This is a genomic window from Bacillus sp. FSL W8-0102 (assembly GCF_038007225.1).
Lineage (GTDB): Bacteria > Bacillota > Bacilli > Bacillales > DSM-4216 > Bacillus_O > Bacillus_O smithii.
The window spans coordinates 3,228,685-3,240,965 of record NZ_JBBOWT010000001.1 but is presented as its reverse complement, the minus strand read 5'-3'; the positions used below and the strand labels follow the sequence as shown (position 1 = coordinate 3,240,965).

Sequence of the window (12,281 nt, the reverse complement as noted above, 5' to 3'; positions counted from 1 at the left end):
GGAACAGAGGGAGGCCATATGTCGATTCAAGTAGAGCATTTGTACAAGCGGTTTCGCGTCCACGTTCGGCAGCCGGGTTGGATGGATGCGGTACGCAGTTTGTTTAAGCGGGAATATCGTACGGTGGAAGCGGTGCGGGATATTTCCTTTACCATTCCTTCCGGAGAAATTGTCGGATTTTTAGGGCCGAACGGAGCGGGGAAAACAACGACGATTAAAATGCTGGCCGGGCTGCTTTATCCAAGCGCCGGGCACATTCAAGTGGCGGGATATGTTCCGTTTGAGCAGAAGCCGGAATTTAAGAAGATCATAAGTTTAGTGATGGGGCAGAAAAGCCAGCTCATATGGGATATTCCGCCGATGGAGACGTTTCTCGTCAATAAAGCGATCTATGAAATAGAAGACCGTGTGTTTCGGCAAACATTGGACGAACTTGTCGAGCTGTTGGAGTTGGAGCCGCTGTTAACGAAGCCGACTAGAAGTTTATCGCTCGGACAGCGGATGAAATGCGAATTGGCCGCAGCGCTTTTGCATCGGCCGCAAGTTTTATTTCTCGACGAGCCGACGATCGGCTTGGATGTCCATACGCAGGAAAAGGTTCGCCGCTTTATCGGCGAATATAATCGCCAGCACGGCACAACCGTATTGCTGACGTCGCATTATATGGGCGATGTGACTGCACTATGCGACCGGGTGCTTATTATTAATCACGGGAAGCTGTTGTATGACGGCGGACTGGATAGGTTAACGGAGAAATTGACGCCGTACAAATTGCTGGAAGTTCGTCTTGCCTCCATTCCTGATATTTCATGGGAGGCATACGGCGAATTGGTCGATGCCAAAGAGGGAAAAGTCACGCTTCGTGTGCCGAGGGAGCGCATTCCGGAGGTGTCTTCGCAATTTTTGCAGCGGTTTGACGTCCGTGATTTAAACATACAAGAACCGCCGATGGAAGAAGTAATAACGCGAGCGTTTCAGGAGGAGTCTCATGTTTCGTAAATACGTCGTTCTTCTTCGGATGAAATATGTGGAGATGTTTGCTTATCGGCTGGCAACAATTGTCTGGATGACGGGAGCCATGGTTCAGCCGCTGATTACGATGATGGTATGGATGAATATCGATCCTCATCATGAGAATGCGTTTATTTTTTATTTTGCGGCATTGATTTTCGTTGAACGGATGACAAGTGCTTGGGATGTTTGGGAGATGGAGCGGGAAATTCGGGAGGGAACCTATTTTTATCAAATTGTCCGTCCGTTTCACCCCATTCATTGGGCAATTGCTGAGAATATTGTGTACAAAGCGTTATTTTTCGTGATTTTAGTTCCGGTATGGAGTATCCTGGCGATCTTTGTTCCGGCGCTGCGGCTGGGGCAAATAAACGGGACGCAATGGCTGCTCTTTTTTTGTGCGCTGTTATTGGGAGCGGTGATTCGCTTTTTATTCAGTTATATATTCGGTCTCTTAGGATTTTGGATCACAAAAGTGTCAGCCATGTATGGAATGTTCGAAGCGGTGTCTCTCTTTTTATCGGGCCGCATTGCCCCGCTGTCGCTGCTGCCGCCGTCTGTAAAAACGCTCAGCTTGTATTTGCCGTTTCGATATATGGTCGGGTTTCCGATCGAAATATTGAATGGAGATATCCGAGGGCTGGATATCGTGTTTGGATTCGGATGGGCGGTTACGTGGAGCCTGATTTTTATGCTCGCAATAATGTTGCTTTGGAAGGCCGGACTCAGGAAAAACCAAGCGGTGGGGGGATAATGTGCGACGGTATTGGCGCGTTTTTCGAGAATTTTTTCGAACTTGCTTAGTAGAAGAACTTGAATATCGAAGCGAATTTATGGGAAATTTCCTGTCTAGTTTGTTTGGCATCGGGATGGCCATTTTGACGATCAAGGTGTTTTTTTACCAAACAGACCATCTCGGCGGTTGGGGATACGCAGATGTGTTGCTGCTTCTTGGTATCTTCAATGTGCTTCAAGGATTGATCGATTTTGCCTTGCGCCCGAACATGTCCCGGCTGCTGCAGCATATTCGCACGGGCACGTTTGATCATATATTGACAAAGCCGGTGGACAGTATGTTTTATGTCAGCTTCCGTCATTTAGTTTTTTGGCGCTTGATCGATGTGTTGCTCGGCATCGGTTTGATGATCTATGCGTTGATAGAGAAACATTATATGCCGTCCGTGTTGGATGCAGCGATGTTTATCGTTAGTATCGGGGCTGCTCTCGTCTTGATTTACGCGCTATGGATGATGTTGATGACCACCTCTTTTTGGGTCATTCGCATCGATGATTTATCTTTTGTTTTTAATTCATTTTTTGAAACAACAAGGTTTCCCATCAGCATGTATCGCAGCTGGCTTCGCATCGTGTTGACATACGTTTTGCCTGCCGCTTTTATTACCAGTACGCCGGCATTGTCTTTATTGGGAAAATGGAACGGGATGACCACCATTGTATCCATTATCCTTGCCGGACTGTTCTTATGGCTGTCTCGCCGGTTTTGGCGATATGCGCTCCGGTCGTACACCAGTGCATAAAAGGGGCCTGACCCCTTTTGTGTTTTAAAGGGATAAAGTTTGCTGATGACTGTTTGGCAAACAGAAATAAATGATTTATGAAATCGCTAAGTTTAGAAGCTGGCTGGATGCGGTGTTCCAACAGAAAAGAGTGCATGAAAAAAGAGGTAAAAGAAAAAGGCATGTTTTCCAATTGCGAAAACATGCCTTTTTTTTGGAGAGAAATGTTATGAAAAATGGCTGTGATGGCGCGGTTAGACCTTTTTTTAATTCGGAAAGTTATGTTCTGCTTGTTCGGCGATGTTTCCACATCATGTAATTGATAACGAATAAAGCAGCCGATGCAAAATCCCATTAGTGCAATACCTGCTGCCAAAACCACCATGATATTGAACACATAACCGGCAACATCCCAATGCAAATAATAGCTATAGATGAGCAAATTCGCTAACATAAATTTACAACCAAACAAAAAAAGAGACATGAACCCGATTCCTTGATTAGAATAGATGTGTCACCAAAACTATTCACAAGGAGGTTCATGTCTCATGAATAGATTAGCACATCATCAAGGAATCCACAAGTTTTTCACGATGTTGGGGTTGGCACTTTATTTTTCAAAACCTGTCATGAAGCATCTCGTTCATATCGTGGATGCGCTGACCACCAAAGGATTTGCGGGAACATTGACCGATCTTCATCATTGGAGCTTTCATCCGAACCACCGCACGACACTCAGCCATTTTTTCACGAAAAGCCCTTGGGATGAAGAGACGCTGCTTCGCAAACTTCAACAGTGGATGCTTCGTCGTGTCGAACGCATCGCCAAACAGGAGAATCAACCCCTTTTTGTTTCGATCGATGATACGATTTGCCAAAAAACCAAGCCTTCGTCACAGGCAACGCACGCCATTCAAGGGTGTGATTGGCACTATTCTCACACAGAGAAAAAGTCGATCTGGGGACATTCTCTCGTTTGGCTCATGGTTCATACGATGACCCAGGCTTTTCCCTTTGCGTTCCGCCTCTACGACAAGGCGGCTGGGAAAAGCAAGGGGGAACTCGCGATCGAGATGCTTTCTTCTTTGGATGTACACCGTCCTGTTTATGTGCTGATGGACTCTTGGTATCCATCGCAAACGCTCGTGGAAGCTTGTCTGAAAAAGGGATTCCACGTAATCGCAATGCTCAAGGCCAATCGGCTTCTTTATCCAAAAGGCATTGCGGTTCAGGTGAGGGAGTTTGCCCGCTACATCGAACCGAAAGACACTCACCTCGTCACGGTGGGAGAAGAGCGTTATCGGGTTTATCGCTACGAAGGCTCTCTCAAAGGTCTCGATGATGCCGTGGTGCTGCTCGCTTGGAAAGCCGATCAGCCGATGACATCGGAACATCTTCACTGCGTCTTGAGCACCGACCGGGATCTAAGCGATGAAGAGATCTTGCGCTACTATGCCCAGCGTTGGTCGATCGAATGTTTTTTCCGTCAAGCGAAAGACCAGCTGAAACTCGATGGATACCGCGTTCGCGGACGTCGGGCGGTGAAACGCTACTGGATCTTGGTGCAGCTTGCTTACGTGTACAGCATGTTCGAGTCGAACAGCGATTTTTCTGATGGGCTCGATCTTCTGCGCAAGAGAAAAGGACATAGCCTCGTGGAGTTCATTTACCGTGCAGCGAAACAAAATATTCCCATTGATACCGTGAAAAAACAGCTCCACGTGGCATAAGGGGTACCCTGTTTGTCTCTTTTACATGGTAATTATTGTAATTAAAATTGCTCAACTACAGTAATAGAATAAAAGCGATAAACCTAAGCATATCGTTGCAATCCATTGGTTAAAAATTTGCTGATCCTTATCTTCCTGAGGATATTGATTGAGAGGCTTCGATAGAAAACGTTTACTGAATACAATAATGGGATTTTGTTTTGTTGCGAGCGTATAGACCCCGATTAAAAATGGCAACAACAGCCACATATGAAAGAAAATCCCTAAAAGACCCGTCACGACAATAAACGTCTGATTGATTTGGACAAGCGGTTTCGGAATGCTCACCGCAATTCCTCCTTTCATTATAATTTATATTATACATAGTTTATTAGTCGGAATAAAGCCTCAGCCCTTACAGAAGGGGGAGGTCTGAATCCCCCGAAATGTATGAGACTGCAAAAAAGACCGTTAAGAGAAAAAAGAAAACCCGAAAGCGATCGAATAAAACATTGGCTCATTTTGTGTATGTTAAAAATTTTTTCATTTTTTACGTAAGAGCATGAGCAATTTTTGTTGTCCGGCAAGGGTGAGAAACGGTAAAGACTCTGTTAAACGGATTAAAATGATCATATTAAAGCTAACTTATAATATGCAGCAAGCTTTTGATTGCTTTGTAGCCAAAATTTATGCCAAAGCCTATTAAAACCAATCCCGCAATGACCGATAGCCATTTTATGAAACGTTGATTCGTAAATTTTCGCCCGAAATGGACGGATGCGGCAACGGTTATATCCCAAAGTGCAATTCCGATAAAAATAGCGCTGCTGTAAAGGAAAGACTGGCCTTGACTTACGGTATTAAGAGTAGTTGTCAGAACAGAACCATAAATGCCTATCCAAAAAATAATATTGAGCGGATTCGAAATAGCGATTAAAAATCCCGATAAAAAAGACTTCGATATGCTTTCTTTTTGTATTTCATCGGATATATGGACTTCTTTAAAAGCCTCTCTTATGCTTTCGTATCCCAAGTATACCAGTATGATGAATCCGAAAATCCACATGATCAACTGGGCCACCGGGGTAGTCAAATAAGTAGATATACCAAAATAGATGAGAAACATTAATACGATGTCTGCTGACATTCCGCCTAGACCAACTGCCCAAGAATGCCAAAATCCGTTTTTAATCCCCCTCTTAATCATTTCTATACTGATGGGACCAACGGGTATAGAAAGCGAAAGACCTAGAACGATGTAGCTGAAAATATTCACAATAAAAACACTCTCCCTGTCATTAAACGTCTTGCTGCACTTTTTTGGCAGTGTGTATAGATGGATTCCATTTCCATTTATTTTACCATAATTTTTTTATTATTCTTAAATTTATTTGCGCGTCAAATGCCCACGAGGTTTCGTCTTTTATTTTAAGATTGATAGCTTCAATAAAAATTTACTCATGAATAAGAATCTTTTATCGATCTGTTCTTTAACTAAAAAATAATTGTCAATCTCATTCCATAATGGTAGATTAATAGAAACTCATGAGGCCATCTTCGAAATAGACAGAATCAATAGGAAAAAGAGGAGATACTCCCAATCTCCTTAGATTTAATTTGGTATTTGGAAAAAGATAGAAAAGAACGTAATAAATAATCGTAATATTTCGATTATAAAAACGAATAAGGAGATTAATTGTGAGTTCGAGAACCGATTATTGGAATAGCAGGTATCAAAGGGGACGGATTTGGGGGGATGATCCGTGTCCTTCGGCTTTGTTAGCCAATGATTATTTTAAACGTTATCATGTTCGAAATGTGCTTGTACCAGGATGCGGTTATGGGCGCAACAGTTTTTATTTTGCTCTTCAAGGTTTTGATGTCACCGCATTCGATATTTCAGATATGGCCATCAATCAAGCCGTTGAATATGCAAATAGTCAATCGGTAAAAAATATTCATTACGAACCCGTGGTGCTAGATAAAACTCAGACAAGCATAAAAATAGCCCTTGCTGGCGGATCTCCAGTAGAATGAAAGTGTCACCCAACATTCGAAAGGAGAGATCCCCCATGCAAGAGCACTTTCATTTTACTACAGATCCAGCCAAACTTCAAAAACAATATGCCGCTATTTTCTGTTTTGTTTCTGCCCAACTGTCGTTGATTCAAATGTATCTTCATCGCCGCAACCGTCACTTGGTCAAGCAAGAAGACGAAGTGGTCATGGCGGTTCACCTTTTGGGGAAGCTGCTGGGCTTTTCTTCCGAACGAGCCTGGCATCGTTTTGTCACGGGAAATTTGTTCACAAACGGCTCGTTTCTTGAACGCTCCCGATACAACCGCCGCTGCCGAGCGCTTGGTTTCGCCATCAAATGGATCCGTCATGAGCTGGCGAAACGTGGCCAACACCATGCTTATGCGGTCGTCGACAGCTTGCCTCTTCCGTTGTGCCATCCCGCAAGAATGCAGCGCGTCAAGCGGTTTCGAGGGATCGCGGATATGGGGTATTGTGCTTCCAAAAAGCAATGGTACTACGGTTTCAAGCTGCATCTTCAAGTGACCAATCAAGGGCTGGCCATGGGCTATGTCGTGACGGAAGCGTCCTGCCACGACGTCAAAGCCGCTGAAACGGTGATGACTCAAATCCCTCATCCCTACAACTTTGGGGACAAAGGGTACATCAGCCACGCTCTTCGAGAAAAGCTGTACGAAGAACACCAAGCCGCGTTCTGGACACCGTCTCGACACAATCAAAAGCACGGCCCATCCAAGGCATGGGAAGAATGGATCAGGAAAAAACGCAAAGTCATCGAGACGGTGTTTTCGATTCTCGTAGACCAATACCGGATCACCGACATTCGAGCGAATTCCATTGCCGGGTTTGAAGTGGCACTCGATGGCATCTTGTTGGCTTATTCCTTGGTCACACTAGGGCTGGTTGAGCGCTGACACTCAACTAGCACCACGGGTTCATTACGAAGTTGGAGATATTTTCGACCAAAGATTTCTTCAAGAAAAGAAATTTGACGGTATTTATCTTTCTAATGTCATACATCTGTTTCTCAAAGCAGAAAGACAAGTTCTTATGGACAGAATCACATCTCTTTTAAAACCCAAGGGAGTATTCGCTTTTTCTTGTATCTCCATATATGATTCCAATAATTACGGCATTGGCAATGAAATAGAACCTAATACATTTATAAAACATGAAGGAAAGCCGCTACATTTTTTTGATGAACAGGAAATAAAAACATTATTACAGCCACATTATCGAATTTTGGATCAACGTCTCCATGTTCAAACAGAGTCCGATCCAAATGGAGACAGTGAAGATTTGCAACTCTGGTTTGTAGCTGCGGAAAAGCTGTGGTGAATTCCCTGTTCATTTAAAAAGAAAACAGATGGTCAGTATGATGATTTTCGTTAACCACAGCAAAACGTTTTTAATGATGGTTTTATACGTTTTCGGATCCGAAAGAAGTCGAGCAGCGCAAATCACATTCGATGTAGCTGAATAAATCAATTATATATAACTCTGGGTTCCTGGATGGGATCTATTTTCTGACTTGGATTTATTCCAAGTGTTTTTAAATATATTTAAATTTCAATTAGAACATTGTGAGAGCATAAGAATGCCACCAATAATTATTACCAAAGTAATAACTTTTGTAAGACAACCGCCTTTTGCTATTGCTCCTAAATGACCAACCATAGAACGGTTAACAGAGTCTGAGAAATTGCCCATTGGATTTTTCTTATGTTCTTCTATTTGTTTTCTGTCTTGGGCATCTTGGTTCACAAAGCCACCCCTATGCTTCTGACGTACGTAAATATATTTCATACTTATTAGTTCAAATAACTTTTTAACATAAAATTACAATATTCCTTTGAATATACGAACTTATCTTAAAAGAAAAATGTCTAGATTTTATAGTTTTATAAATTTTTATTCTATATCCTTAACCTGGATTAAGTAAAAATCCAGGTTTTATAACGGAATATTACTTTTGTTGTTCTTTCTCATCTTGAATGTTTGGCAATCAAATTCTCCCAATCTTCAAATGACAATGTTTCGGTCATATGTTTTAAATCATCTGGGACCTCTACATTACACATTAATTCTAAGCTATTGCCATCGGGGTCATGAAAGTAAACCGAAGCATTCCCTTGATTGGGTCTTATAAAAGGCTCGTTAGTTGTTCGGCCGCCGTGAGATACCGCTTCAATTTGCAGTGATTTGAGCCATTTTAAAGAATTTTTTAAATCCTCATAAGATACTCGGAAAGCAATATGCCTTAGTGATGGATGGTATGGAGTCTTGTATTCCTTTCCTTCCCACAGACCTAACCAGCTTTTTCCTTCTTCTATCCAAAAGAAAGCAATCTTATCATAGCGCAAAGCTAATTTCAATCCTAATGTTTGATAAAATTCGATTGAAATGTCTAAATTTTTTACAGGCAAATGCGCCTCATATAACCCTTTTATCATTTCTCCCACGCCTTTGTCATTGAATATACTCCCCATATCATATTAACTAATAAGTATTCCACCTATCAAGAAAATATTTACTTTATTGTATTGTACAGGTAATCTGATTAATAAGATGATTGAGAAAATAAACAGGAATATATGACAATGTAGACTAAAAAAGGGAGAACAAATGAGGAACAAAAAATGGGTTTTCATTATTGGAATGTTGATTCTTATCGGAGGCGGCTTTCTTACATACAAATTTTACTTTCAAAAAGCATTGACAGAAAAAGCAATCATGGATCACATAGAGGAAAAAGGATATACCGACAAGATTGAAAATAAAAAAATGGTTTACGACAGCAAACAAGGGGTTTATTACATGGTTGTTTACTACAAAGATGAAAAAGGCATCCGCTACGAATATTTTTGTAATGGCGGTTTGATTCCCGCTAATGTTTTCGTATTGGCATACGATCAAACCAATGCAGAAATAACGAAAAGGAAAGAGAAAGGAAAATATTTAGAGGAATGACTCTTGTTGTATCAAGCAAATTCTTTACGCTCTTAAAAAGATGGTTGCTATTTAGTAATCCACTGCATTCATGCACAGCCTCCCTCGAACAAGTAGGAGTTCCAATTCAAATGCCGTGATTTTTACTGTTTTCAGAACGGATGGTTGGAGACCGCGCTCATTTCATTTTTTAACGGATTTCCGAAAGAAGTCTCCCATCCTCAAGGAATGTGCAGGGCGTAGCCCAATGAGTAGGTGGGAGATGAATTTCGGTTGGCTTTAGCCAAAGGTTTTGATATAATCAGTCTTATATATAAAAAAGGATTGATATATCAATGAAATTGGATAGTAATAATCATTCAGTGTTCCTATTACATTATCATCTTGTATTAGTTGTAAAGTATCGCAGAGAAGTGTTCACCGATAAAATATCTGATTTTGCAAAAGATATGTTCATTGAGATCGGAAAAAAATACAACATTACTTTGACAGAGTGGAATCATGATAAGGATCATATCCACATCCTATTCAAAGCACATCCTAATTCTGAATTATCGAAGTTCATCAATACGTATAAGAGTGCAAGTTCTCGACTGATAAAGAAAAACTTTCCTCATATCCGAAAAAGACTATGGAAAGAGATGTTTTGGTCAAGAAGCTTTTGCCTGCTTACAACAGGCGGTGCACCAATAGAAGTCATAAAAAAATACATTGAAAATCAAGGTCAGAAGTGAGGTGATTTGATATGGCCAAACAAAACAAAGCCTTCAAATTTCGTTTGTATCCGAATAAAGAACAGAAAATCCAATTAGCCAAAACATTTGGTTGTGTTCGCTTTGTCTACAATAAGATGCTGGAAGAACGTAAGGAAACGTATGAGAAATTCAAAAACGATAAAGAAACGCTTAAACAACAAGCATTCCCGACACCAGCGAAATACAAAGATGAATTTCCATTCCTAAAAGAAGTGGATTCTTTAGCTTTAGCAAACGCACAGATCAATTTGCAAAATGCTTATAAGAACTTTTTTGAAGGTCGTGCGGAGTTTCCTAAATTCAAAAGCAAGAAAAATAAACAATCTTACACAACCAATATGGTCAACGGCAATATTAAGCTAGAAAATGGTCATATCAAACTACCAAAAATCAAAAAGCCAATGAAAATGAACCGACATAGAGAAATACCTGCTGATTATAAAATCAAATCTTGTACTATTTCTAAAACAAAGACAGGTAAATATTATATTTCGATTTTGACAGAATACGAGAAAGATATTCAGTCAGTAAAGATTCAAAAAGTAGTTGGCTTAGATTTTGCTATGGACGGTCTATATGTCGAGAGTGAACAGGGTGAGAAAGCCAATTACCCACGGTACTATCGACAAGCATTAGACAAACTGGCAAAAGCACAACGAATTCTTTCTCGCAGAAAAAAAGGTTCTGCACGTTGGGAAAAACAACGTTTGAAAGTAGCAAAGTTACAAGAGAAAATTGCCAATCAACGCAAGAATTTTCTTCACCATAAATCAAAAGAATTAGCATCAACCTATGACGCAGTTATCATTGAGGACTTAGACATGAAAGGAATGTCTCAAGCCCTCAATTTTGGAAAAAGTGTTCATGATAATGGCTGGGGTATGTTCACTACTTTCTTAGAATACAAGCTAAAAGAACAAGGGAAACAACTTGTAAAAATCGATAAGTGGTTCCCTTCTACTAAGAAATGTTCTTGTTGTGGCAAGGAAAAAGAAATGCCATTATCTAAACGTGTATATGAATGTTCTTGCGGTTTTGTATTAGATCGTGATCACAATTCAGCAATCAATATCAAAAATGAAGGATTACGCATATTAGCATAAAGAATAATAACTTTCGGAACGAGAGGGTAAGCTCGGTCAATTTCTTATCGTTAGATAGGATTACCCGAGAAGCCCCCACTTCAAGCGACCCACAAGGGTGGTAAGTGGAGGGTAGTTCACTAAATGAAAAGGAGATGAGGGACTGATGGTGGAAAAGGTTCAATTAGGAAAAACGGATTTATATGTCAATCCGATAGGGTTAGGAACGAATGCGGTTGGTGGCCACAATCTTTATCCGAATTTGAGCGAAGAAACAGGGAAACAAGTCGTTCGCACTGCTTTGGAAAACGGCGTCAACTTTTTGGATACTGCATTTATCTACGGTCCTGAACGTTCTGAAGAATTAATCGGGGAAGTGTTGAAAGAGTTCCGCCGGGAAGATACAGTGATTGCAACGAAGGGAGCACATAAATTTGTAGGCGATAAGATTGAGATTGACAACTCTCCTGCTTTCCTTCGCCAAGCGGTGGAGGACAGCTTGAGACGGCTGCAAACGGATTACATCGATTTGTTTTACATCCATTATCCCGATGAATCCACGCCAAAGTACGAAGCGGTCGGTGAATTAAAGAAACTGAAAGATGAAGGAAAAATTCGAGCCATCGGCGTATCCAATTTTTCGATTGAACAATTAAAAGAAGCGAATCAAGACGGTTATGTGGACGTGCTGCAATCGGAATATAATTTGTTTAAGCGGCAAGCGGAGAAAGATTTATTGCCTTATACCGCGGAGCAAGGTATTTCATTTGTACCGTATTTTCCTCTGGCTTCAGGTCTTTTAGCCGGAAAATATACGAAAGAGACGAAATTCGATGATCTGCGCGCCAAAAATCCGTTGTTCCAAGGAGAAGAATTTGTCCGAAATCTGGAAAAGGTTGAGCAGCTGCGCCCAATTGCTGAAGCGAAAAATACGGAAATTGCTTATGTCGTGCTAGCTTGGTATTTAACAAGAGAATCCATCGATGCACTCATTCCAGGTGCAAAGAAACCGGAACAAGTCGTGAACAATTTGAAGACACTAGATGTACAGCTGACGAAAGAAGAAATTGAAAGCATTGATCGTATTTTTCAATCATAGCCATAATGGAAACAAAGCCGTGTTGAAGATTGTCAGCACGGCTTTACTTGCATACAGAAACGGCTGATATATAAGAATGAGTATGGATTTAAGAGAATCGCTGATAAATAAAGGGGGTGCCA

At 41.1% G+C, this 12,281-nt stretch carries 16 protein-coding genes; 11 read left to right on the top strand and 5 right to left on the bottom strand.

Annotated elements, in window-relative coordinates; translation table 11 throughout:
• Positions 1-18 precede the first annotated feature (18 nt).
• The 3 genes from N1I87_RS15365 to N1I87_RS15355 are packed head-to-tail and all read left to right on the top strand — an operon-like array spanning position 19 to position 2,549.
• Complete coding sequence (locus tag N1I87_RS15365; RefSeq protein ID WP_341102739.1) at positions 19-999, top strand: ABC transporter ATP-binding protein; 981 nt, start codon at positions 19-21, stop codon at positions 997-999.
• The gene (locus tag N1I87_RS15360; protein WP_341102738.1) at positions 989-1,765 is read left to right on the top strand and encodes an ABC transporter permease; all 777 of its coding nucleotides are present in this window, start codon (positions 989-991) and stop codon (positions 1,763-1,765) included. Before N1I87_RS15365 ends, N1I87_RS15360 begins: the two co-directional genes overlap by 11 nt.
• A 1-nt stretch (position 1,766) precedes the next feature.
• Complete coding sequence (locus tag N1I87_RS15355) at positions 1,767-2,549, top strand: ABC transporter permease (RefSeq protein WP_341102736.1); 783 nt, start codon at positions 1,767-1,769, stop codon at positions 2,547-2,549.
• On the opposite strand, the gene N1I87_RS15350 is transcribed toward N1I87_RS15355, so the two are convergent.
• On the bottom strand, positions 2,473-2,982 hold the full coding sequence (locus tag N1I87_RS15350) for a DUF4395 family protein (RefSeq protein WP_341103443.1): 510 nt from the start codon (positions 2,980-2,982) through the stop codon (positions 2,473-2,475). The two genes, N1I87_RS15355 and N1I87_RS15350, sit on opposite strands and share 77 nt — an antisense overlap.
• Before the next feature lie 94 nt (positions 2,983-3,076).
• On the opposite strand from N1I87_RS15350, the gene N1I87_RS15345 reads away from it, so the two are divergent.
• Complete coding sequence (locus tag N1I87_RS15345; RefSeq protein WP_040037972.1) at positions 3,077-4,258, top strand: IS701 family transposase; 1,182 nt, start codon at positions 3,077-3,079, stop codon at positions 4,256-4,258.
• A 51-nt stretch (positions 4,259-4,309) separates the two neighbouring features.
• Here N1I87_RS15345 and N1I87_RS15340 read toward each other — a convergent pair whose 3' ends face one another.
• Both N1I87_RS15340 and N1I87_RS15335 read right to left on the bottom strand, forming a co-directional pair.
• A complete protein-coding gene (locus N1I87_RS15340) occupies positions 4,310-4,585 on the bottom strand; it encodes a DUF4395 family protein (RefSeq protein WP_341102733.1) in 276 nt (91 codons plus the stop codon).
• 292 nt (positions 4,586-4,877) lie between these two features.
• A complete protein-coding gene (locus N1I87_RS15335; protein ID WP_341102732.1) occupies positions 4,878-5,513 on the bottom strand; it encodes a LysE family translocator in 636 nt (211 codons plus the stop codon).
• Between the two features lie 422 nt (positions 5,514-5,935).
• Between N1I87_RS15335 and N1I87_RS15330 the strand changes: the two genes are divergently transcribed.
• From N1I87_RS15330 to N1I87_RS15320, 3 genes are read left to right on the top strand one after another with little or no spacing between them, the layout of a single operon-like run.
• Complete coding sequence (locus tag N1I87_RS15330; protein WP_341102730.1) at positions 5,936-6,274, top strand: class I SAM-dependent methyltransferase; 339 nt, start codon at positions 5,936-5,938, stop codon at positions 6,272-6,274.
• A gap of 35 nt (positions 6,275-6,309) precedes the next feature.
• Positions 6,310-7,188: an IS982-like element ISGsp1 family transposase gene (locus tag N1I87_RS15325; RefSeq protein WP_011231214.1), complete on the top strand. Its 879-nt coding sequence runs from the start codon at positions 6,310-6,312 to the stop codon at positions 7,186-7,188.
• Positions 7,178-7,612 carry a class I SAM-dependent methyltransferase gene (locus N1I87_RS15320; RefSeq protein ID WP_341102728.1) on the top strand — a complete coding sequence of 145 codons (435 nt, stop codon included), beginning with the start codon at positions 7,178-7,180 and terminating at the stop codon, positions 7,610-7,612. The genes N1I87_RS15325 and N1I87_RS15320 overlap by 11 nt, the downstream gene beginning before the upstream one ends.
• A 231-nt stretch (positions 7,613-7,843) precedes the next feature.
• On the opposite strand, the gene N1I87_RS15315 is transcribed toward N1I87_RS15320, so the two are convergent.
• Both N1I87_RS15315 and N1I87_RS15310 read right to left on the bottom strand, forming a co-directional pair.
• Entirely contained in the window at positions 7,844-8,038 is a 195-nt protein-coding gene (locus N1I87_RS15315; RefSeq protein WP_327825102.1) for a DUF6366 family protein, read from the bottom strand.
• Between the two features lie 221 nt (positions 8,039-8,259).
• On the bottom strand, positions 8,260-8,727 hold the full coding sequence (locus N1I87_RS15310) for a VOC family protein (RefSeq protein ID WP_341102725.1): 468 nt from the start codon (positions 8,725-8,727) through the stop codon (positions 8,260-8,262).
• A 172-nt stretch (positions 8,728-8,899) separates the two neighbouring features.
• Here N1I87_RS15310 and N1I87_RS15305 point away from each other — a divergent pair, with 172 nt between their 5' ends.
• The 4 genes from N1I87_RS15305 (at position 8,900) to N1I87_RS15290 (ending at position 12,159) form a co-directional block, all read left to right on the top strand.
• Positions 8,900-9,244, top strand: a complete 345-nt coding sequence (locus N1I87_RS15305) for a DUF3139 domain-containing protein (RefSeq protein WP_341102723.1) — start codon at positions 8,900-8,902, stop codon at positions 9,242-9,244.
• Between the two features lie 314 nt (positions 9,245-9,558).
• Entirely contained in the window at positions 9,559-9,957 is a 399-nt protein-coding gene (gene tnpA, locus N1I87_RS15300; protein WP_003352529.1) for an IS200/IS605 family transposase, read from the top strand.
• An 11-nt stretch (positions 9,958-9,968) separates the two neighbouring features.
• A complete protein-coding gene (locus N1I87_RS15295; protein ID WP_003353586.1) occupies positions 9,969-11,081 on the top strand; it encodes an RNA-guided endonuclease InsQ/TnpB family protein in 1,113 nt (370 codons plus the stop codon).
• 145 nt (positions 11,082-11,226) lie between these two features.
• Positions 11,227-12,159 (top strand): aldo/keto reductase, encoded by a 933-nt coding sequence (locus N1I87_RS15290; RefSeq protein ID WP_341102721.1) that lies wholly within the window; start codon positions 11,227-11,229, stop codon positions 12,157-12,159.
• Positions 12,160-12,281: the final 122 nt, after the last annotated feature.

What these genes read in the sequence shown, in the direction of transcription:
- N1I87_RS15365 (WP_341102739.1), top strand. Translation starts at nt 19, where the DNA reads ATGTCGATTCAAGTAGAGCATTTGTACAAGCGGTTTCGCGTCCACGTT.
- N1I87_RS15360 (WP_341102738.1), top strand. Translation starts at nt 989, where the DNA reads ATGTTTCGTAAATACGTCGTTCTTCTTCGGATGAAATATGTGGAGATG.
- N1I87_RS15350 (WP_341103443.1), bottom strand. Translation starts at nt 2,982, where the DNA reads ATGTTAGCGAATTTGCTCATCTATAGCTATTATTTGCATTGGGATGTT.
- N1I87_RS15345 (WP_040037972.1), top strand. Translation starts at nt 3,077, where the DNA reads ATGAATAGATTAGCACATCATCAAGGAATCCACAAGTTTTTCACGATG.
- N1I87_RS15325 (WP_011231214.1), top strand. Translation starts at nt 6,310, where the DNA reads ATGCAAGAGCACTTTCATTTTACTACAGATCCAGCCAAACTTCAAAAA.
- N1I87_RS15310 (WP_341102725.1), bottom strand. Translation starts at nt 8,727, where the DNA reads ATGATAAAAGGGTTATATGAGGCGCATTTGCCTGTAAAAAATTTAGAC.
- N1I87_RS15305 (WP_341102723.1), top strand. Translation starts at nt 8,900, where the DNA reads ATGAGGAACAAAAAATGGGTTTTCATTATTGGAATGTTGATTCTTATC.
- tnpA (WP_003352529.1), top strand. Translation starts at nt 9,559, where the DNA reads ATGAAATTGGATAGTAATAATCATTCAGTGTTCCTATTACATTATCAT.
- N1I87_RS15295 (WP_003353586.1), top strand. Translation starts at nt 9,969, where the DNA reads ATGGCCAAACAAAACAAAGCCTTCAAATTTCGTTTGTATCCGAATAAA.
- N1I87_RS15290 (WP_341102721.1), top strand. Translation starts at nt 11,227, where the DNA reads ATGGTGGAAAAGGTTCAATTAGGAAAAACGGATTTATATGTCAATCCG.